This window comes from Streptococcus oralis, from assembly GCF_026782085.1.
GTDB classification, from domain to species: Bacteria; Bacillota; Bacilli; order Lactobacillales; family Streptococcaceae; genus Streptococcus; species Streptococcus oralis_DA.
Window position 1 is genome coordinate 1005477 of record NZ_JAKUVW010000004.1, and the last position, 21245, is coordinate 1026721.

The 21245-nt window shown below is 41.4% G+C and carries 18 protein-coding genes; 3 read left to right on the forward strand and 15 right to left on the reverse strand.

The features are described 5' to 3' along the window. Positions 1 to 14 precede the first annotated feature (14 nt). Positions 15 to 2330, reverse strand: a complete 2316-nt coding sequence (gene pflB, locus MK395_RS06995) for a formate C-acetyltransferase (protein ID WP_000260621.1) — start codon at positions 2328 to 2330, stop codon at positions 15 to 17. Between the two features lie 232 nt (positions 2331 to 2562). Here pflB and dinB point away from each other — a divergent pair, with 232 nt between their 5' ends. Continuing rightward, a complete protein-coding gene (gene dinB, locus MK395_RS07000) occupies positions 2563 to 3624 on the forward strand; it encodes a DNA polymerase IV (protein WP_042902880.1) in 1062 nt (353 codons plus the stop codon). 34 nt (positions 3625 to 3658) lie between these two features. On the opposite strand, the gene MK395_RS07005 is transcribed toward dinB, so the two are convergent. Both MK395_RS07005 and MK395_RS07010 read right to left on the reverse strand, forming a co-directional pair. Further along, on the reverse strand, positions 3659 to 4504 hold the full coding sequence (locus MK395_RS07005) for an undecaprenyl-diphosphate phosphatase (RefSeq protein WP_000280787.1): 846 nt from the start codon (positions 4502 to 4504) through the stop codon (positions 3659 to 3661). 61 nt (positions 4505 to 4565) lie between these two features. Then, entirely contained in the window at positions 4566 to 6455 is a 1890-nt protein-coding gene (locus tag MK395_RS07010; protein WP_268711569.1) for a DUF2207 domain-containing protein, read from the reverse strand. Positions 6456 to 6587: 132 nt separating this feature from the next. Between MK395_RS07010 and MK395_RS07015 the strand changes: the two genes are divergently transcribed. Beyond that, positions 6588 to 8153 (forward strand): ABC transporter substrate-binding protein/permease, encoded by a 1566-nt coding sequence (locus tag MK395_RS07015; RefSeq protein ID WP_268711570.1) that lies wholly within the window; start codon positions 6588 to 6590, stop codon positions 8151 to 8153. Continuing rightward, positions 8150 to 8890 carry an amino acid ABC transporter ATP-binding protein gene (locus MK395_RS07020; protein ID WP_000193352.1) on the forward strand — a complete coding sequence of 247 codons (741 nt, stop codon included), beginning with the start codon at positions 8150 to 8152 and terminating at the stop codon, positions 8888 to 8890. The genes MK395_RS07015 and MK395_RS07020 overlap by 4 nt, the downstream gene beginning before the upstream one ends. A 92-nt stretch (positions 8891 to 8982) precedes the next feature. On the opposite strand, the gene MK395_RS07025 is transcribed toward MK395_RS07020, so the two are convergent. The 12 genes from MK395_RS07025 to MK395_RS07080 all read right to left on the reverse strand — a co-directional run bounded on the left by MK395_RS07025 (position 8983) and on the right by MK395_RS07080 (position 21238). Then, positions 8983 to 9198 carry a capsule biosynthesis transcriptional regulator gene (locus MK395_RS07025; protein ID WP_001130031.1) on the reverse strand — a complete coding sequence of 72 codons (216 nt, stop codon included), beginning with the start codon at positions 9196 to 9198 and terminating at the stop codon, positions 8983 to 8985. A 106-nt stretch (positions 9199 to 9304) separates the two neighbouring features. Further along, positions 9305 to 10201: an SPFH domain-containing protein gene (locus MK395_RS07030; protein ID WP_000244061.1), complete on the reverse strand. Its 897-nt coding sequence runs from the start codon at positions 10199 to 10201 to the stop codon at positions 9305 to 9307. Between the two features lie 82 nt (positions 10202 to 10283). Then, positions 10284 to 11534 (reverse strand): threonine ammonia-lyase IlvA, encoded by a 1251-nt coding sequence (ilvA, locus tag MK395_RS07035; protein ID WP_000947300.1) that lies wholly within the window; start codon positions 11532 to 11534, stop codon positions 10284 to 10286. A 79-nt stretch (positions 11535 to 11613) separates the two neighbouring features. Next, positions 11614 to 12636, reverse strand: a complete 1023-nt coding sequence (gene ilvC / locus MK395_RS07040; protein ID WP_000290683.1) for a ketol-acid reductoisomerase — start codon at positions 12634 to 12636, stop codon at positions 11614 to 11616. Positions 12637 to 12725: 89 nt separating this feature from the next. After that, positions 12726 to 13202, reverse strand: coding sequence for an acetolactate synthase small subunit (gene ilvN / locus MK395_RS07045; protein ID WP_001253813.1), 477 nt, complete (start codon positions 13200 to 13202; stop codon positions 12726 to 12728). Continuing rightward, positions 13195 to 14895, reverse strand: coding sequence for an acetolactate synthase large subunit (locus MK395_RS07050; protein ID WP_042769077.1), 1701 nt, complete (start codon positions 14893 to 14895; stop codon positions 13195 to 13197). Before MK395_RS07050 ends, ilvN begins: the two co-directional genes overlap by 8 nt. A 322-nt stretch (positions 14896 to 15217) precedes the next feature. Beyond that, positions 15218 to 17299, reverse strand: a complete 2082-nt coding sequence (fusA, locus tag MK395_RS07055) for an elongation factor G (protein ID WP_000090340.1) — start codon at positions 17297 to 17299, stop codon at positions 15218 to 15220. 279 nt (positions 17300 to 17578) lie between these two features. Further along, the gene (rpsG, locus tag MK395_RS07060) at positions 17579 to 18049 is read right to left on the reverse strand and encodes a 30S ribosomal protein S7 (protein ID WP_000087873.1); all 471 of its coding nucleotides are present in this window, start codon (positions 18047 to 18049) and stop codon (positions 17579 to 17581) included. Positions 18050 to 18068: 19 nt separating this feature from the next. Next, the gene (gene rpsL, locus MK395_RS07065) at positions 18069 to 18482 is read right to left on the reverse strand and encodes a 30S ribosomal protein S12 (protein WP_001142332.1); all 414 of its coding nucleotides are present in this window, start codon (positions 18480 to 18482) and stop codon (positions 18069 to 18071) included. A gap of 318 nt (positions 18483 to 18800) precedes the next feature. After that, positions 18801 to 19400, reverse strand: a complete 600-nt coding sequence (locus tag MK395_RS07070) for a response regulator transcription factor (RefSeq protein ID WP_000772071.1) — start codon at positions 19398 to 19400, stop codon at positions 18801 to 18803. Between the two features lies 1 nt (position 19401). Continuing rightward, positions 19402 to 20499: a sensor histidine kinase gene (locus MK395_RS07075; RefSeq protein ID WP_002874851.1), complete on the reverse strand. Its 1098-nt coding sequence runs from the start codon at positions 20497 to 20499 to the stop codon at positions 19402 to 19404. A 4-nt stretch (positions 20500 to 20503) separates the two neighbouring features. Next, positions 20504 to 21238: an ABC transporter permease gene (locus MK395_RS07080; RefSeq protein ID WP_000794227.1), complete on the reverse strand. Its 735-nt coding sequence runs from the start codon at positions 21236 to 21238 to the stop codon at positions 20504 to 20506. Between the last annotated feature and the right edge of the window lie 7 nt (positions 21239 to 21245).

Consider the following 21245-nt stretch of genomic DNA (forward strand, 5'->3'; position numbering starts at 1 on the left):
ATTCTAATTGAATCTTAGCTCAAGGCGTCATCCATTGAAAGAACTTCGTGGAAGACACGTTGTGTCAATTCAGTTTTTTGTTCTGGAGTGAGGTATTTAGTGTTTACACAGTATCCAGAGATACGTACGATAACGTCTTCACCTGACATGATCTTTTCGTAAACATCGTTCAAGTCCATAACGTTCAAGTTAACGTGTTGTCCACCGTTTTCGAAGTAACCATCAAGGATTGTTACCAAGTTATCAACTTGTTCGTCACGAGTCTTACCAAGAGCACGTGGAGAAACTTGAGTTGTCAATGAGATACCGTCAGCTGCGTAACCAAAGTCAAGGCTAGCAAGTGAGTTCAAGTTTTGCAACCATCCACCTTTAGCTTTGTTAGATGGGTTCGCACCTGGTGAGAAGAATTCAAGTTTAGACAAGTTCACAGAACCATCTTCGTTGAGGTATACACCTTTGTGGACTGGTGAGTTACCAGTTTGTTTAGAGTAAGCAACGTTAGATGTGATTGTCAAAAGTGATACAGTAGCTTCTGCGTCTTTGTATAGTTTGTGGCTACGTAGACGAGTTGTATAAGCTTCGATCAACCATTCTGCCAATTCGTTTGAACGTGGGTCATCTTCACCCCAACGTGGGTATTCACCGATTGTTTCGTAATCGTAGATGTATCCATTTTCGTCACGGATTGGTTTAACGGTAGCGTATTTGATAGCTGACAATGTATCAACTGTGTTTGCAAATCCACAGATACCGAATCCCATGTTAGCACGTTGTTTAGTTGGCAAGAAGGCCATTTGAACAGCTTCGTAGTTGTACTTGTCAGTCATGTAGTGGATGATGTTCAAAGCATCTACATAAGTGTCAGTCAACCAGTCAAGAGATTTTTCAAAGTTCGCTTTAACTGATTCGAATTCAAGAACTTCGTCACGGATAGGATCGATGTCAAATACTTTGTAGTCTTTGTGAACATCGTCGTAACCACCGTTCAAACCAGTAAGAAGGGCTTTCAAAACGTTTACACGAGCACCGAAGTACTGGATGTTGTGGCGTTGATCTTCGTTTTCTGGGTCAAGTGGTGACACACAGCATGAGATACAGCTCATTTCTCCGTATCCGTCTTTAGCCATTGTTGTTACACCTTCATATTGGATAGAAGAGTGTTTGTGGCTCATGTGCATACAGTAGCGACGGAAGTTGTATGGCAATTTGTCAGTCCAAAGAACTGTCAAGTTCGGCTCTGGAGAGTTACCGATGTTGTCAAGAGTGTTCAAGAAACGGTAGTCCATCTTAGTAACACGGTGACGACCATCGTTACCCATACCAGCCATAGAAGTTGTGATGAAGGTTGGGTCACCTGAGTACAATTGGTCATAAGCTTTTGTACGAGCAAATTTAACTGTACGAAGTTTCATAACGAAATCATCAACGAACTCTTGGATTTCTGATTCAGTAAATGTACCGCGAGCAAGGTCACGTTCTGCAAAGATATCCAATACGATTGGCACACGTCCTAGAGATGTAGCAGCACCGTTAATCACACGGCAGACAGCCATGAAGGCGATGTTAACCCATTGGATTGCTTCTTTCGTGTTCATCGCTGGTTTGCGGACATCAACTCCGTAAAGGTCACCCAAGCGAACAACTTGTTGCAATGCTTGGTATTGAAGGTTTACTTCTTCACGAAGACGGATTGTTTCTTCATCAATTTCTTTGATCGCATTCCAGTCGTTTACTTTTTCTTGCATCAAGTAGTCTGCACCGTAAAGAGCAAGACGTGCGTAAACACCGATGATACGTCCACGTGAGTAGGCATCTGGAAGACCAGTTACAGTGTGAGCGTGACGAGCGCGACGAATGTTTGAAGTGTAGGCACGGAAGATACCGTCGTTAACTGTTGTTACGTATTTAGTGAAGATTTCGTGAACAGCTGGATCTGGTTCATATCCATTTTCCTTCAAAGTAGTTTCAGCCATACGGATACCACCTTTTGGCATGAAGTTCAATTTGAAGAGTTCATCGTTTTGGATACCGAAGATAACTTCATTTTCTTTGTCGATAAATCCAGCAGGAATATCAGCAATAGATGTTGGACGAGTGTCCATTGGGAAACGAGTTTCTTCGTAGTGTGCTTTTGTTTCTTCTACGATTTTTTTGATGTGGAGTGAACGTTCTGTTGGTCCAGCAAGGAAACTTTCATCTCCATCATAAGGTGTGTAGTTAGCTTGAACAAAGCGAGAAATACTTGCTTTTTCTTTCCAATCTACGCCTTTGAAGCCTTCCCAAGCTTTATCAAAAATGTCTTGTGCTTCAACAACTGTCTTAACAACCATGTTAATGTCCTCTTTTTTCTAGTAACAGTCATCTGTTACATTCTTGAGACAAGTATACCATACAGTAACCGATTTCAACAAGAGAAAATCGGCATTTTAGACGCTTTCTTTTATAATACAGTCTCTTTTTTGTTCTTATCTGTATTATATTTTTGAAAGTCAGGTTGAACTTTCCCATTTTTTCAGAAAAAAGGGTATAATAAATAGAAAATGACACTAGAAAGGGATTGGAATGCTCATATTTCCATTGATAAATGATCTGTCCAGAAAAATCATCCATATCGACATGGATGCCTTTTTTGCTGCGGTGGAAATCAGAGATAATCCCAAGTTAAAGGGCAAACCTGTTATCATCGGAAGTGATCCCAGACAAACAGGTGGTCGAGGTGTCGTTTCTACCTGTAGCTACGAGGCACGAGTTTTTGGTGTTCATTCAGCCATGAGTTCTAAAGAAGCTTATGAGCGCTGTCCCCAAGCTGTCTTTATCTCTGGAAATTATGAAAAGTATAAGACTGTGGGACTTGAGATTCGAGCTATTTTTAAACGCTACACTGATTTGATTGAACCTATGAGTATCGACGAGGCATACTTAGATGTGACGGAAAATAAACTCGGTATCAAGTCAGCCGTCAAAATAGCCCGCCTCATCCAAGAGGATATCTGGCAGGAACTACACCTGACCGCTTCTGCAGGCGTTTCCTACAATAAATTTCTAGCTAAAATGGCCAGTGATTATCAGAAGCCACATGGTTTGACAGTGATTCTACCTGACAAAGCCCAAGACTTTCTCAAACAAATGGACATTGCTAAATTTCATGGTGTAGGAAAGAAGACAGTAGAAAAGCTTCATGAAATGGGCATTTATACTGGTGCAGACTTATTGGATGTCTCAGAAGTTACTTTAATCGATCGCTTTGGCAGACTTGGTTATGATCTTTATCGAAAGGCTCGTGGTATTCACAATTCTCCAGTCAAGTCCAATCGCATCCGCAAATCAATCGGGAAGGAGAAAACCTATAGTAAGATTCTCCAGGATGAAGAAGATATCAAAAAAGAGCTGACTCTTCTCTCCGAAAAGGTAGCTCACAATCTCAGCAAGCAGGACAAAGCTGGAAAAATCATTATCCTAAAAATACGATATGCTGACTTCTCCACTCTGACTAGACGAAAAAGCCTCCCACAAGCTACACAGGACGCTAGTCAGATTTCTCAAACCGCCCTTCAACTCTACGAAGAGCTAGCTGAAAAAGAAAAAGGTATCCGTTTACTAGGAATTACGGTGACAGGATTTTAAAAAGCTTGAAGGAAACTTCCCTCAAGCTTTTTTCTTATACAAACAAACGCACAAAACTATAGAGCAACAAGACACTACCGAGTACGATACGGTATTTACCAAAGAGTGTAAAGTCGTGTTTTTTCACATAACTGGTCAAGAAACGAATAGCAACCATGCTGACCGCAAAGGCAACACCCATGGCAACCAAGAGCAAGAACAGTTGTCCAAAACTCAAGAGTTGACCTGCTTTAATAAATTTGAAAATCTTTAAAGCGCTGGCTCCGAACATAACAGGAATTCCGAGATAGAAGGTGAACTCTGTTACGACTGAGCGGCTTGTTCCATTTAACAAACCACCAACGATCGTCGCACCTGAACGGCTCGTTCCTGGAAAGAGGGCGAGGACTTGGAAGAGCCCAATGTAAAGGGCTGTTTTATAGGGCAACTTGTCTAGCTCTGTCACTGTTGGTTCAATGGCTTGCGCCTTATTTCGTTTTTCAAGGTAGATAAAGGCAACACCATAGATAATCAACATGATTGCAACTGAAACCATGTTATGGAAGTTGGCATCAAACCAATCATCTAGTTTAAAAACCAATAGCAAAGGCAAGGTCGCAACAAAGACTTTTGACCACAACTGCCAAGTTCTACGAACTTCTACCTTAGTTTTACCAGGTTTGAAAGGATTAAGCTTGTTAAAGTAAATGACCATAACTGCTAAAATGGCACCAAGCTGGATGACAACATTAAACATGGACATGAAGGCTTCATTCTGGTCCTTGTATTGGACAAATTCTTCAACCAAGATCAAGTGACCCGTACTTGAAATGGGCAACCATTCTGTAATTCCTTCAACAATCCCAAAAAAGATCGACTTCAAAATTTCAATAAGATACATGTATTACTCCTTTTTCTGTCCTCTATTATAGCACAATTTCGGATGTTGCGATAGATTTTTTCTAGAAGGCGCCGATGCTTCCACCGCCTCCGCCTCCTGAGAATCCGCCACCAGACGAACCACTTCCAGAAGATACAGAGTAGGTACTTGCTGTGTTTGCAATACTAGCATAGTGGCTCATTTGAGCAGTTGAATGATAAAACATACTGTGCCAGCCATAAGCTACGTAAAGATTGATATCTGGATTCTCAACTTGAATCTGATAAGATTTCATCAAATGACTCACCTTGTCCGCATAACCAAATAAAGTAGCATAGACAAGGAGGCGATTCCAAAGAACAATACTCTCTAATTCTGCCTTGTCTAGATGGGCGATATCGCGAAGCATGTTTTCAAAACTAGTCCAGAGATAGTACGCTTCTAGTCCTTCTTCGTTTAAAACACCATCACGAGTATCAAATCGGGTCGTCCAATAATAGACGGCAGCTAACATCAAGCTCACAAACCCAAGGATAGGAAGTGGCAGGGAAAGATACCCGTGAGCATCCAAACTGTACAAGAACCAGCCAAAACCAACGAAAGTAGGTAGAAGAGTAGAGACACCTATCGTCAATCGCAGGATTTTTTCCCCATTACTCAGTGGACGATAATAATCTGGAAGTTGCAAAGAGGAAACCCGCTTTCTCACTCCATCCTGCATCTGCTTCAGAGCTTGCTCAAAAGACGACTTAAGTTTACGTCCTGTTTTCTGAATTCGTTTTTCATCAGCTGCTTTTGCACCTTGGTAAAGACTAGTTGACACTTGGTAATCTGCAAACAAATCTGAAACAAGCACTTCTTCTCTTCCTGAAAAGGCCAAATTAAGACAATCTTTTTCAAAACTTGCCAATCCTTTTTCTTTTACGACTTTTAGACGGACCTCATCTCCATTTGAGATGATTGAAATATTTCCACGGTCGATCACATCCAATAAGGTTGCCTGAACGAGTTGGTCAAAGGTGAACTTCCCTCCTCCCTTGGTCAAGGGACTGACTTCCTCTAAAGAAGTGGAGTAAACAGATTCCGATAAAACCATCGGTTCTAAGTCCATTGGCGGTTCGTAGAGACGGTGATTTTTAGCATGTTTCTTCGATGGGGAGGTTTTTCTTCGGTAAATGCGAGAGAAAATGGCACTAAAGACTAAAGAAAGCGAGAGTAGAGAAGGGATAATCCACGTAACCAGAGCTTTGCTTTGAGCTTTTTCAGCAGCAATGGACTCCTCTATTTTTTCAAATTCTGCTAAACGATTGCCCTTCAATCCCTGATCCAAATCAGTTCCAAAATCTTTTCTAGGCCAATAGGCATGCAATTCAACCCCACGCTGACGAGGTAGGTTCTGCAAATGAACACGATAATCACCACCTGTCTTCTCTACCTTGCCCTCTGTAAAGAGTTTCCCTGTATGAAAGAAAAGTTTTTCAGCTCCATTAAAGCCTGTTACCCGAAACTCAAAATTTTCGATAGGTTCTGAACTATCTGTCAAGGGTTGCCAATTAAGTTCCGCGATATCATCATATAGAAATAGGAGGTTTTTTAGTTGCCATGTGATTACCACTTCAACGGTATCCCCTTCTTGGCCTGGATTATACACTTTTACAGTATAACCTTCCGATTCTTCTATCACTTCACTATTGACATTCTCAATGGCGCTAGCATTTTTCCATACCTGAACCTTCGGACTGGGATCTATTTCAAAGCCCTTTGGCATCTTACCAGAACGGCCAAGTCCTACTAGTTGTCCATTAAAGTCTTCATCAAAATAATAGACTACTTTCTCCCTAAATTCTGCCGTATTATCTGCATGAATATACAAATCACCTTGATAAGAGCGAATCTTAAAATCAACCGCAAAAACAGAGAGTGGTAAAATACAAAACAAGCTAAATAAAAGCACGAAAAAAGTCTTTTTCACAACACAATCCCCCTTTTTATCTTTGCTATCATTATATCATTTTTTATAAGTAAAGGCTTACTTGTATTGAAAATCTCACTATTTTTAGATACAATAGAGAGAGTCATTTTTAGACTAGAAATAGGAGAAAACATGAAAAAATTATGCTTATCTATCCTTGCTAGCCTAGCCCTTACCTTAGGACTAGTTAGCCAAGTCCAAGCCGACGAATATTTACGCATCGGGATGGAGGCTGCTTACGCCCCCTTCAACTGGACCCAAGACGACGATAGTAACGGCGCCGTCAAAATCGACGGTACCAACCAATATGCCAACGGCTACGATGTTCAAATTGCTAAAAAGATTGCTAAAGATCTTGGCAAGGAACCTTTGGTTGTGAAAACCAAATGGGAAGGACTTGTTCCAGCCCTTACTTCTGGCAAAATCGATATGATCATTGCCGGTATGAGCCCAACCGCTGAACGCAAACAAGAAATTGCTTTTTCAAGCAGTTACTATACCAGCGAACCGGTTCTATTGGTCAAAAAGGACTCTGCCTATGCGAATGCCAAATCTTTGGAAGACTTTAGCGGAGCAAAAATCACGTCTCAACAAGGTGTTTATCTTTATGACCTGATTTCCCAAATTCCAGGTGCCAAAAAAGAAACAGCTATGGGTGACTTCGCCCAAATGCGTCAAGCTCTGGAAGCTGGTGTTATTGATGCCTATGTTTCTGAACGACCTGAAGCAATGACTGCTGAGTCTGCTAACGCTAAGTTCAAAATGATCCAACCTCAACCAGGTTTCAAAACTGGCGAAGAAGATACAGCTATTGCCATTGGACTTCGTAAAGATGACAGCCGTATCAACCAAATCAATGCGAGCATCGAAACCATCTCAAAGGATGAGCAAGTAGCCCTCATGGATCGTATGATCAAAGAGCAACCTGTGGAGTCTACAACAACAGAGGAAGAAAGTAGTTTCTTTAGCCAAGTCGCTAAGATACTTTCTGAAAACTGGCAACAACTCTTGCGTGGTGCTGGTATCACACTCCTAATCTCCATTATCGGAACCATCACAGGTCTCCTTATCGGACTTGCGATCGGGGTCTTCCGTACCGCTCCACTATCTGAGAACAAGGCAATGTACACCCTACAGAAACTAGTCGGTTGGATTCTCAATGTCTATATCGAGATCTTCCGTGGTACACCAATGATTGTTCAATCTATGGTTATCTACTATGGAACTGCCCAAGCTTTCGGTATCAATCTTGACCGCACACTAGCCGCTATCTTCATCGTCTCAATCAACACGGGTGCCTACATGACAGAGATCGTTCGTGGTGGTATTCTAGCAGTTGACAAAGGACAGTTTGAAGCTGCAACTGCTCTTGGTATGACCCACAATCAAACCATGCGTAAGATTGTCTTGCCTCAGGTTGTCCGTAATATTCTACCTGCTACTGGTAATGAGTTTGTCATCAACATCAAAGATACCTCCGTATTGAACGTTATTTCAGTTGTTGAGCTTTATTTCTCAGGAAATACTGTAGCAACACAAACCTATCAATACTTCCAGACCTTTACCATCATCGCCGTGATTTACTTTGTCCTCACCTTTACTGTGACCCGTATCCTACGCTTCATCGAACGTCGTATGGACATGGATACTTACACTACAGGTGCTAACCAAATGCAAACGGAGGATTTGAAAAAATGACACAACCAATTCTTGAAATCAAACACCTCAAAAAATCCTATGGGCAAAACGAAGTGCTAAAAGACATTTCTCTCACCGTCCATAAAGGAGAGGTTATTTCCATCATCGGGAGCTCAGGAAGTGGAAAATCAACCTTCCTTCGTTCGATTAATTTACTAGAAACACCTACAGAGGGTGAGATTCTCTATCGAGGAGAAAATGTCTTAGAAAAAGGCTATAACCTCACCCATTATCGTGAAAAGCTCGGTATGGTTTTCCAATCTTTCAATCTCTTTGAAAATCTGAATGTCCTTGAAAATACGATCGTTGCCCAAACAACTGTACTCAAACGTGACCACTCTGAAGCTGAAAAAATTGCCAAAGAGAATCTCGAAAAAGTTGGTATGGGAGAACGTTACTGGCAAGCCAAACCGAAGCAACTATCAGGTGGTCAGAAACAACGTGTGGCTATCGCCCGCGCTCTCTCCATGAATCCTGATGCCATTCTCTTCGACGAACCAACATCTGCTCTTGACCCTGAAATGGTCGGAGAAGTCCTCAAAATTATGCAGGATTTGGCTCAAGAAGGCTTGACCATGATCGTTGTAACCCACGAAATGGAATTCGCTCGCGATGTCTCTCACCGTGTCATCTTTATGGATAAGGGCGTCATTGCTGAAGAAGGTAAACCAGAAGAACTCTTCACGAACCCTAAAGAAGAACGGACAAAAGAATTTCTTCAACGCTATCTCAGCTAATAAACAAAGACTGCATAAAGAATGCAGTCTTTTTAATTTGTAATTGTAAAGAAAAGGCAGACTCGATTCAGGAATCTGCCTGTGACCACAGTTTAATCTTCAAATTTTTCATGATTTTTTTCATAGAAATCGATTAAACCAAGAGCTGTTTCAAATGAAATATTTTTAACTTTTGCGCGTCCTTGTGCTAGAGCAATGATAGACATTTCACGCGCATTCGTTTCTTTAGAGATACGGTAGCCTGTGATTTTCTTATCACGAACCCAGCCAACAACTGCTTCTACTTTTTCAAAGTTCGACTTAGCCATGTTCTTCTCCTAAATTATTCTTTACAATACTTAATTGTATACGTTTTTATTTCATTTGTCAATAAAAAAACATATATTCGTCGTAACTATATTATTCTGCATATTTTTATTTGGCTTTTAAAGCCGATAATATATGAGTTCTTATGTCCTCGACTCCATTAGGATTTGCTGGTAGGAAGATTGTATTATTACCCTCTTTATCTGCAAAATTATTCAACGTATCTAAATACTGGTTCGTTAATAGGATAGACATGATTTGTTCTTCAGTTAGCTCAACATTGGCTCCCTTTAACTCTTGGATAGAATCAGCTAGTCCGTCAACAATTGCTTTACGCTGCTCTGCAATCCCTACACCATGTAGGCGATCTTTTTCTGCTTCTGCTTCTGCTGCGGTCACGATTTTAATCTTATCTGCTTCAGCAAGCTCTTGCGCCGCAACTCTCTTACGTTGAGCCGCGTTAATTTCATTCATTGATTGTTTTACTTCAGCATCAGGTTCAACCTTAGTAATCAGCGTTTTGACAATGATATACCCATACGTAGACATTTCTTCAGCCACTTGTTTTTGAACTTCTAAGGCGATTTCATCCTTCTTCTCAAACAACTCATCTAGGGTTAGCTTTGGTACAGATGAACGCAAAGCATCTTCAATATAGGATTTAATTTGGGCTTCTGGACGCATCAATTTATAATAGGCATCTGTGACGTTATTTTCATTTACTCGATACTGAGTTGCCACATTCATCGTTACAAATACATTATCTTGCGTCTTTGTCTCTACAACAATCTCACTTTGCAACAAGCGTAGTTGAACTCTTGCCGCAATCCTATCAATTCCAAAAGGAGCTCGTAAATGAATACCACTATTGCTCAACTTTTGGTATTTACCAAAGCGTTCTATGATAGCGACCGATTGTTGTCGAACCACATACACAGAACTAATCATAATCACTGATGCAATCACCACTAAAAACAATAAAATAAGTAAAATTTGTAAAACCATGGGAATCTCCCCCTTTCGTCACCCTCATTATAGCACCATCAACATCATTACGCAAATAATATGATAATAATTTTATTTTAGCTTAAACTAGCATATTATACAATGTTTCGTTCCCATTCAAATTAATATAAGATGGGTCAAACTTTTCCATTCGATGAATCAAGCCAGCATAATCATGCTTATTGGCAAGAGCTACCCCAATCAAGACAGGGCCTGTCCCCTTGCTTGCTCGTTTGATATATTCAAAACGAGTGATGTCATCATTTGGCCCCAAAATGTCATTTACAAACTCTCGTAGAGCTCCTGGACGTTGTGGGAAATTCACTACAAAGTAATGCTTGATTCCATCGTAAATCAAGGCACGTTCTTCCATCTCTGGCATGCGGTTGATATCGTTATTTCCTCCAGAAATAATACAACAAATCGTCTTGCCTTTGATATAGTCTGATAAAACTTCCAAGGCTGCAACGCTGGCAGCTCCGGCTGGTTCTGCTACAATACCTTGTTTGGAATAAAGATCAATCAAGGTTTCGGAAATCAATCCCTCGTCCACCCCAATCAGCGTTTCAACATTCTTACGGGTCGCTTCATAGGTTAATTGTCCAACCTTTTGTACGGCTATCCCATCAGCAAACTTATCAATTTCTTTGAGCTTAACTGGTCCCCCAGCTTCAAAGGCAGCTTTCATAGAGCGAGCACCATTAGCTTCTACCCCAATCACTTCAATGGTCGGGTTGGTTTCCTTAATATAAGTAGAAACACCGGCAATCAATCCGCCACCACCTACTGGTACAAGTACTGTGTCAAAATCAATAGACTCTTTACGGGCTTCTTCAAGAATCTCATAGGCTACAGTCCCTTGACCAGCCTGAACATGCGCATCATCAAAAGGATCGATAAAGGTGCGGTTTTCTGTCAATGTAAATTCTTGTGCTGCCTTAGCAGAAGCATCAAAGGTATCCCCAACCAACTTGATTGTCACGAACTCTCCACCGAAAAAGCGAACCTGCCCAATCTTTTGTTGCGGTGTTGTGATGGGCATAAAAATTGTTGCAGGAATCTTCATCTCATTACAAGTATAGGCGACACCTTGGGCATGATTTCCCGCAGAGGCACAGACTACACCACGCTCGCGTTCTTCTTTTGATAGTTGAGAAATGGCATAATAGGCTCCACGAATCTTAAAAGAGCGAACTCGTTGCGCATTCTCCTTTTTGAGATAAATCTTTGCTTGGTATTTTTCTGATAAATAATGATCATATTCTAGTGGTGTATCAACTACTACACCACTCAAAACTTTGTGGGCTTTCACCACATCTTTTGCACTTAGCATTGTCTCCTCCTCATATACTTTTCAAGATAAAAAACGAGTTAGGTACCCCCAACTCGCCTTCTGTCTCTCTTTACAAGAATTAATTGTAGATTTTGAATGCGTCGTCGTCGTTTTTACCAACGAAAGGCATTGCTTTACGCAATTCTGCACCAACTTTTTCAATTTCAAGGTTAGCTGCTTGTTCACGGTAAGCAGTTAATTTTGGACGACCAGCCTTGTAGTCATTTACAAAGTCATTTGCAAATTTTCCATTTTGGATATCTGCTAAAACAGCTTTCATGTTTTCTTTCACTTGCTCAGTAATCACACGTGGACCTGATACATAGTCACCGTATTCAGCAGTGTTTGAAATAGATTGACGCATTTTCTTGAATCCACCCTCATAGATCAAGTCAACGATCAATTTCATTTCATGAAGAACTTCAAAGTAAGCCAATTCTGGGGCATAGCCTGCTTCTGTCAAGACTTCAAAACCTGCTTCGATAAGAGCAGTCAAACCACCACAAAGTACGGCTTGTTCACCAAACAAATCTTCTTCAGTTTCTTCTTTGTAAGTTGTTTCAAGCAAACCAACACGAGCTGCCCCAACACCTTTACACCAGTCCATAGCAATGTTTTTAGCATTTCCTGTAGCATCTTGGTAAACTGCGTAAAGAGCTGGCACACCAAATCCTTCTTCGTAAGTACGACGTACCAAGTGTCCTGGTCCTTTAGGAGCACACATGAAGACATCTACATCTGCAGGAACTTTGATAAATTCAAAGTGGATATTGAAACCATGAGCAAATCCAACTGCATTTCCAGCTTCCAAGTTTGGAGCGATTTCTGCTTCGTACAATTCTTGTTGGATTTCGTCTGGTGCCAAAATCATAATAACGTCAGCCAATTTAGTAGCTTCTGCTACTGTGTAAGTGTCAAATCCGTCTTCTTTTGCTTTGTCAAAAGATTTACCTGGACGCACACCGATGATGACATCACGACCTGAATCACGCAAGTTTTGCGCATGCGCATGTCCTTGTGAACCATAACCGATTACGGCGATTTTTTTACCGTCAAGCGCTGCTACTTTAACATCTTTTTCGTATTCCATTTGAACTGCCATAGTTTTTCTCTCTTTTCTATTTTTATTGCCTTATAGGCTGGTTAAACAAATTTATGCTGGATTTTATACTCATTGAAAATCAAAGAGTATTAGTCGCGGGTAAATCCAGTTGCACCCGTACGAGCGATATTTTTAATACCATATGGTCGAATCACTCGTAATAAAGCTTCACTCTTCTCAGCATTTCCCGTCATCTGGATGGTGATTGAGCTTGGAGCCACATCTACTACCGTTGCACGGAAAGGTTGGATAATGGCCAAGATTTCTGCACGCTTCTCAGCAGGAGCAGATACTTTTACCAAGATAACTTCTCTTTCCAAGTGCGGTTTATCTGTGATATCTCGAATGCGAATCACATCAATCTGACGATTGAGCTGTTTAATGATTTGCTCTACTTCATCATGAGATGCTACATCAATAATGATGGTGATACGAGATACATTGGGGTTCTCTGTCGCACCAACCGAGATACTCTCAATATTGACTTGACGACGAGAAAGGACACCTGTAAAACGATTCAAAACTCCTGAACGGTTTTGCAATCTAGCTGTTAACATTCTACGCATGGAACTTCACCCCCAACATCTCATGATTGCTCTTACCAGCTGGTACCATCGGTAAGACCTGTTCCTTACGAGAAATATCCACCTCGATAAACATGGGCACATCCTCCAGAATGACTTCTAGATCCTTCTCTATCGTCTCTGGATTATCAAATTTATAGTTTTTGATGCCATAAGCCTGTGCCATCAACTGGAAGTCAGGAAGTGTATCAAAGACTGACTCAGAAGTTCTACCCTCATAGAAGGATTCCTGCCACTGACGAACCATTCCTAGTGAGTGGTTATTCAACATGACAACCTTAATCGGCACCTTGTAGATGTTTAGGATCGCTAGCTCTTGGTTGGTCATTTGGAAGCCACCATCACCGACAAAAAGGATGACTTCTTTTTCTGGATTGGCAATCTTGGCTCCGATAGCTGCAGGAACTCCGAATCCCATGGTACCCAAACCACCTGAAGTGACTAACTGACGCTCATTTTGGTAAGGATAATACTGGGCTGTCCACATTTGGTGTTGTCCAACGTCAGTAACAACAATAGCATCCCCATGCGTCAACTCACCGATGCGTTCAATGACAGCCTGAGGTTGAACCACACGTTCTTTCCTATCATAAGAACGAACTCGATTCTTGTCCTTGGTGACTTTTTCAATCCATTTTTCAGTATTGTTATGAACAGTTGGTTCTGCCAGTAGCATCTGCAAGGCTTTCTTAGCATCCCCCACTACAGGAATATCTGCACTGATAATCTTACCAATCTCAGCTGGGTCAACATCGATATGGGCAACCTTAGCATTCTTCGCGAAGGTCTTAGGGTTCCCAGTCAAGCGGTCATCGAAACGGCAACCAATACTAATCATAAAGTCCGCTTCCGTCATTGCAATATTGGCTGCGAAAGAACCGTGCATTCCTCCCATCCCTAGAAAGAGCGGATGACTCGTTGCAATGGTTCCTTGCCCCAAAAGACTAGTGACTACTGGAATTTGGTAACGTTCAGCAAATTCATTGAGCTCTTTAGAAGCTTCCGCATAGCTGATACCACCGCCTGCTAACAAAACAGGTTTCTTGGCTTTTGACAATTGCTTCAAGATTTTCTTGATTTGCATGTCATTCGGTTCAAGCGTCGGTTGGTAACTTGGTAAATTCACCTCCGGTGAATAGATGAAATCTGTCTCTAGAGCTGATACATCCTTTGGCAAGTCAATCACAACAGGACCTGGACGACCTGTCGTTGCGATATGAACAGCTTCCGTAATGATACGGGGAATATCTGCTGTCTCACGAACTTGGTAATTGTACTTGGTAATGGGCATGGTAATCCCCACGATGTCCGCCTCCTGAAAAGCATCTTTCCCAATTCCAGCTCGCGCAACCTGACCTGTAAAGACCAAAAGGGGAACGCTATCGCTCATGGCATCTGCAATCCCTGTAATGGCATTTGTTGCTCCCGGCCCACTCGTGACGACGGCAACGCCCAACTTTCCAGTTGATTTGGCATATCCTTCAGCTTCGTGCAAACAACCTTGCTCATGGCGTCCCAAGATGTGGCGAATACCTTTAAAATTGTATATCGCATCATACAAAGGTAAGACCGCACCACCAGGATAACCAAAAATGGTATCAATCCCTAAGTCCCGAAGTGTTTCCAAAACTAGGTCCGACCCCGTCTTAGGAGATTCTAAACTGATTTTCTCCATTATTCCCCTTTCTCTTCTCTTAAAAAAATAGCTTGTTACTATCATACCATTTTTTCAAAAATTTTCAAGGCAAAAGAGTCAATTTTCTGAATTTTCTATCTAAAAGTGTATTTATGAATTTTTCCCTTATTTTTATTAAGTTATCTACGGAATTAGGAACCTTTATTTACTTTAATTTATCAAATTAGAATATTTTCTTTCTGGATAGAATTAGTATTTTTCTCACTTGGCGACCAAATTTGTATACTATATTCAGCAAAAATGAATAGTTAAAGACAAAAAAGGAAGCCACTAAGTGACTTCCTTCTAGAGTGAGGACTGATTAGTCTTCACCTTTGTTTTTCTTAATGATTTCTTCTTGTACTGACTTAGGTACATCTTCGTAGTGGTCAAATACCATCATGAAGGTACCACGTCCTTGAGATGCAGAACGAAGAACTGTTGCGTAACCGAACATTTCAGCAAGTGGAACGTAAGCACGAACGATTTGGCTGTTACCGTGTGCTTCCATACCATCTACACGTCCACGACGAGCAGTTACGTGACCCATAACATCACCAAGGTTTTCTTCTGGAACAGTGATGGTTACAAGCATCATTGGTTCAAGGATAGCTGGTTGTGCTGATTTAGCAGCTTCTTTAAGGGCAAGTGAAGCCGCGATCTTGAAGGCTGTTTCAGATGAGTCGACATCGTGGTATGAACCGTCGTAAAGCTTAGCTTTAACGTCAACCATTGGGTAACCTGCAAGAACACCGTTAGCCATAGATTCTACCAAACCTTTTTCAACCGCTGGGATAAATTCACGAGGAACCACACCACCGACGATTGCGTTTTCGAATTCGAATCCTTTACCTTCTTCGTTTGGACTAAACTCAATCCATACATCACCAAATTGACCTTTACCACCAGACTGACGTTTGAAGAATCCACGAGCTTGAGTAGAAGCGCGGAATGTTTCACGGTAAGATACTTGAGGAGCACCTACGTTCGCTTCCACTTTGAACTCACGACGCATACGGTCAACAAGGACGTCAAGGTGAAGTTCACCCATACCTGAGATAACTGTTTCACCAGTTTCAACGTTTGTTTCAACGCGGAATGTTGGATCTTCTTCAGCCAATTTTTGAAGTGCGATACCCATCTTATCTTGGTCAGCTTTAGATTTTGGCTCAACCATCAACTGGATAACTGGTTCTGGAACGTGGATTGACTCAAGGATGATTTTAGCTTTTTCATCTGTCAATGAATCACCAGTAGTTGTATCCTTCAAACCAATAGCAGCTGCAATATCACCAGCATAAACGGTTTCGATTTCTTGACGACTATTGGCATGCAATTGCACAAGACGTCCGATACGTTCACGTTTACCTTTAGAAGTGTTCATTACGTAAGAACCTGATTGAAGAACACCTGAGTATACACGGAAGAATGTCAAACGACCTACAAATGGGTCTGTTGCAATCTTGAAGGCAAGAGCTGCGAATGGCTCTTCGTCAGATGCTGGACGAGTTTCTTCTTCGTCTGTATCTGGGTTGATACCTTTGATTGCTGGGATGTCAAGTGGGCTTGGAAGGTAGTCGATAACCGCATCAAGCATCAATTGAACACCCTTGTTCTTGAAGGCAGAACCACACAATACTGGGAAGAATTCAACGTTGATAGTTGCTTTACGGATAGCAACTTTCAATTCTTCGTTAGTGATTTCTTCACCTTCAAGGTATTTCATCATCAAGTCTTCATCAGTTTCAGCAACTGCTTCCACCAATTTTTCACGGTATTCTTGAGCTTGGTCAAGGTATTCAGCTGGAATATCTTCTTCAAGGATATCTGTACCAAGGTCGTTAGTATAGATTTCAGCTTTCATCTTGATCAAGTCGATGATACCGCGGAAGTCATCTTCAGCACCGATTGGCAATTGGATTGGGTGTGCGTTTGCTTGAAGACGGTCGTGAAGTGTGCTTACTGAGTAAAGGAAGTCAGCACCGATTTTGTCCATTTTGTTGGCAAATACGATACGTGGAACTCCGTACTCAGTTGCTTGACGCCAAACTGTTTCAGTTTGAGGCTCAACACCTGATTGTGAGTCAAGAACAGTAACCGCACCGTCCAATACACGAAGAGAACGTTGTACTTCGATTGTGAAGTCCACGTGTCCTGGTGTGTCGATGATGTTTACGCGGTGGTTGTTCCATTGAGCTGTTGTCGCAGCAGATGTGATAGTGATACCACGTTCTTGCTCTTGCTCCATCCAGTCCATTTGTGACGCACCTTCGTGAGTTTCACCGATTTTGTGGATTTTACCAGTGTAGTAAAGAATACGCTCAGTAGTTGTTGTTTTACCGGCATCGACGTGAGCCATGATACCGATATTACGAGTTTTTTCAAGTGAAAATTCGCGTGCCATGAGGTTTGTTTCTCCTATTTATTTTTAATTTCTATTCTATTATAACACGATTTTAATAAAAACGGATAGGCAGGACCTACCCGTTCTCAATGTTTATCTTGTTTTTGTTGGTTTCAACTTGTATACAAGTTGAATTGAACTCGGGCTAGAAGCTCAAGTTAACTGATTTGAACCCGAGCGAGGCCCGGTGCAAAAAAGATAAACTGCTTTGTGTTCACGGAACACTGCATCAGTTTCCTATTTTTGCCTTGGGCCTTTGCCGCTCTTGGTATCATTTTATTACCAACGGAAGTGTGCGAAGGCACGGTTAGCTTCAGCCATACGGTGAGTGTCTTCACGTTTCTTAACAGCTGCACCAGTGTTGTTCGCAGCATCCAAGATTTCTTTTGCAAGACGGTCTTGCATTGTGTGTTCACCACGAAGGCGAGCGATGGTTACCAACCAACGAAGTCCAAGTGTTGTACGACGTTCTGGACGAACTTCAACTGGGACTTGGTAGTTAGATCCACCAACACGACGTGCACGTACTTCAAGTACAGGCATGATGTTTTCCATAGCTGTTTCAAATACTTCAAGTGCATCGTTACCAGTAGCTTCTTTGATTTGCTCAAAAGCACCGTAAACGATTGAAGCAGCTGTACCACGTTTACCATCAAGCATAACGCGGTTGATAAGACGAGTAACTAGTTGTGAATTGTAAAGCGGATCTGGCAATACGTCACGTTTTGGAGCTCTATTTTTACGACTCATTTCTCTTTATCCCCTTTCCTTATGCTTTTGGACGTTTAGTACCGTATTTAGAACGGCCTTGTTTACGATCGTTAACACCTGCAGTATCAAGTGCACCACGGACGATATGGTAACGTACCCCTGGAAGGTCTTTTACACGTCCACCACGAAGAAGCACCACGCTGTGCTCTTGCAAGTTGTGTCCGATACCTGGGATGTAGGCAGTAACTTCGATAAGGTTGCTCAAACGTACACGAGCGAATTTACGAAGGGCAGAGTTAGGTTTTTTAGGTGTCATTGTTCCCACACGAGTTGCAACACCACGTTTTTGTGGTGAAGAAACGTTTGTTTGAACTTTTTTATGACTGTTGTAACCAACGTTCAAAGCTGGTGATTTAGATTTTTCTACTTTTGATTTACGCGGTTTGCGAACCAATTGGTTAATTGTAGGCATCTACATTCTCCTGTGTTTTTTTATTTTTGGTGATGATACACTTGGTGACAGCTACCATCTGTGTGTACTTTTGCAACATTTGTCAGCACGTCCCTGTACACTTTTGAGAGACCAAAAGTAAAAAGTACCGTCTATTATTGTAACACAATTTTTCCTTCATTGTCAAGATATTTTTCATTTTTATTCTGACCTTTTAACTCTTTGACACTAGCTTTCACCGCTTTTCTAAACCAGAAAAGGAGGCAATTTGCCTCCTCCTTTCTAGTATGGTTTTCCTTTGATTCAAGTTGTCATTTCGGAATTTTTTAACCCTTCTTATCAAAGCCAACCAGATTCTTTTGCAATGTTGGCTGCCTCTGTTCGATTACCAGCATCTAGTTTCGAAAGAATATTGGTGACATAGTTTCGGACGGTTCCATTTGATAGATAAAGCTGATCTGCGATTTCTTGATTAGACAAGCCCTGAGCGATTCCCTTTAAAACAGCGATTTCTTGCTCTGTTAACGGATTGGGGTGTGTCATCACCACTTCCATCAATTCAGGCGAGTATTCCTTACGTCCTTCAAGAACAGTGTGCAAGGTTTGCATGAGGTCTGCAATGCTTCTTTCTTTCAAGACATAAGCATCCACTCCAGCCTTGACCGCACGTTCAAAATAGCCGGGGCGTTTGAAGGTCGTTACTACAACTACCTTTGTTTCTAGCTTTTCTGCTCGTATCCACTCCAAGACTTCGAGGCCTGTCTTAACAGGCATTTCTACGTCAAGAATGGCGATATCTACGGGCTCCTTTTCTAAAAGTTGGATTGCTTCTTGGCCATCCTTGGCTTGTAGTACAGACTCTACATCTGTTTGAAAGGTAAGCAACTGGCACATAGCATCTCGCAACATACTTTGATCTTCTGCAACAAGTAATTTCATCTTAGTTTCTCTCCTTGTAAGGTAGTCGAACCTGCACTTCAGTCGGATGTTTCTGACTGATCACTTTTACTTCTCCTGAAAAAGGAAGGACACGGTCTCGAACGGTATGGAGCTCATCCCCTTTTAGAGAAGCAAAGCCACAGCCATCGTCTCTCACTGTTAGAATGAGCTCTTTCTCTGTGCGTTCTAATTTCAAGTAAGCTTTCGATGCTTTGGCATGTTTGATGATGTTGGTCACCAATTCAAGCAAAATCATGGAGGCCGTTGATTCTAATTCCTGAGTTAGGCTAGCTGTATCTAGTTGGTGATTGATTTCCGTTTCAATTCCTGCAATTTCCAGCATTTTTTTAACAGTCGCAAATTCGGAAGCAAGGGTTCTTGTTTTAAGATTTTCGATAATTGTACGAACTTCATTCATGGATTCTTTACTGATCTGATGAATTTCTTTTAATTCTTTTTCCACTTGAGGATAGGCCTGCATTTGAAGAAGCTGGAGGGCAAGATCTGTCTTCACACTCAACATGGCAAAGGTATGGCCTAGACTGTCATGAAGATCCTGACCGATACGACTGCGTTCGTTTTCAGCCAAGAAAAGATTAAGCTTAGCATTTTGCTTTCTCTTTTCTTCTTTTATGTCCTCCGACAATCGAATTCGATAAAGACCAAAGGTCATTGCATCGGAAAAGATAAAGGTCACCAAGAAAAAGAGTAGCTGCCAGGGACTAACATGATTGACCATATAGATTCCGGTCAGAATAAATGGTTGCAGGACAATAAAACTGACAAAACGCCAAGAGTGAAAAGAAATCTCATCCAGCTCATAAATAAGGAGATTGGATAAATAAAAGATAAACCATGTGAAACCTGAACTTAGCCAAACAGATGTATAAAAAATGTAGACAAGCATGGACCACCATGCTAGCCACTGCACGGTGCGATTCTGACTGATTAAAACCGAATAGAAGGCAAGTACAAATAGTAGGGTCCATAGCAAGGTTAAAAGCGGGTAATCTCCAACGATGACACCCGCTATAGGAAAGATGATAAACACAATTGAAATATGAAACATATAATGAATGTTTTTAAATTTTTCCAACATAGATTTATTTTACCTCAATCCTTTTTTTCAGCTGGATTACCAGTACACCAAAGAAAACTGTATAGCCTAGCACAACCAAGGCAGAAAGAATATTAAATTCATGGTGTTCCAAATAAGTAGAGACGACCTGCATCAGTTGATAGGTTGGAGTCAGCTTTCCAATAGATTGGAGCCATTCTGGGAAGGAATCCAAGGGGAACCACAGTCCACCTAGAACAGCCAAAGCAATATAGGCAATATTTCCAACAACCGTCATCAGTTGAGCACTGGGTAGCAAGCTCACCAAGACCCCCATGCTGATAAAGACCACGCTTCCGATCAGCAAAATAGCACCAATTACCATCCAGTCAAGCCAAGGCAGAGTCACTCCACGGACAAAATGACCAACTGAAAAGACAACTGTAATTGATAACAAGAAAGTCAGTAGGGTACTGAACAGTTTTGATACATAATATTCTACCATAGATACGGGAGAATGTTGAATCAATTTTTGCCAGTTGTTTGTCTTATCAGACTCGAGTGTGCTTGGGATACTGAAAAAAGCACTTGACATGATACTAAAGAGCGTCATGGCAAAAAGATAGGCTTGAAGAGCAATTTCTGGAATATCTGACCCTGACATCATACCAGAAAAGATAAGGTAAAACACACTTGGAAGTCCGATGGATAGCAAGTAGTAGACTGCTTGCCGTTTCATCAGAATGATTTCCACTTTCATGAGACTTGTCATATTTTTCATCGTCAAT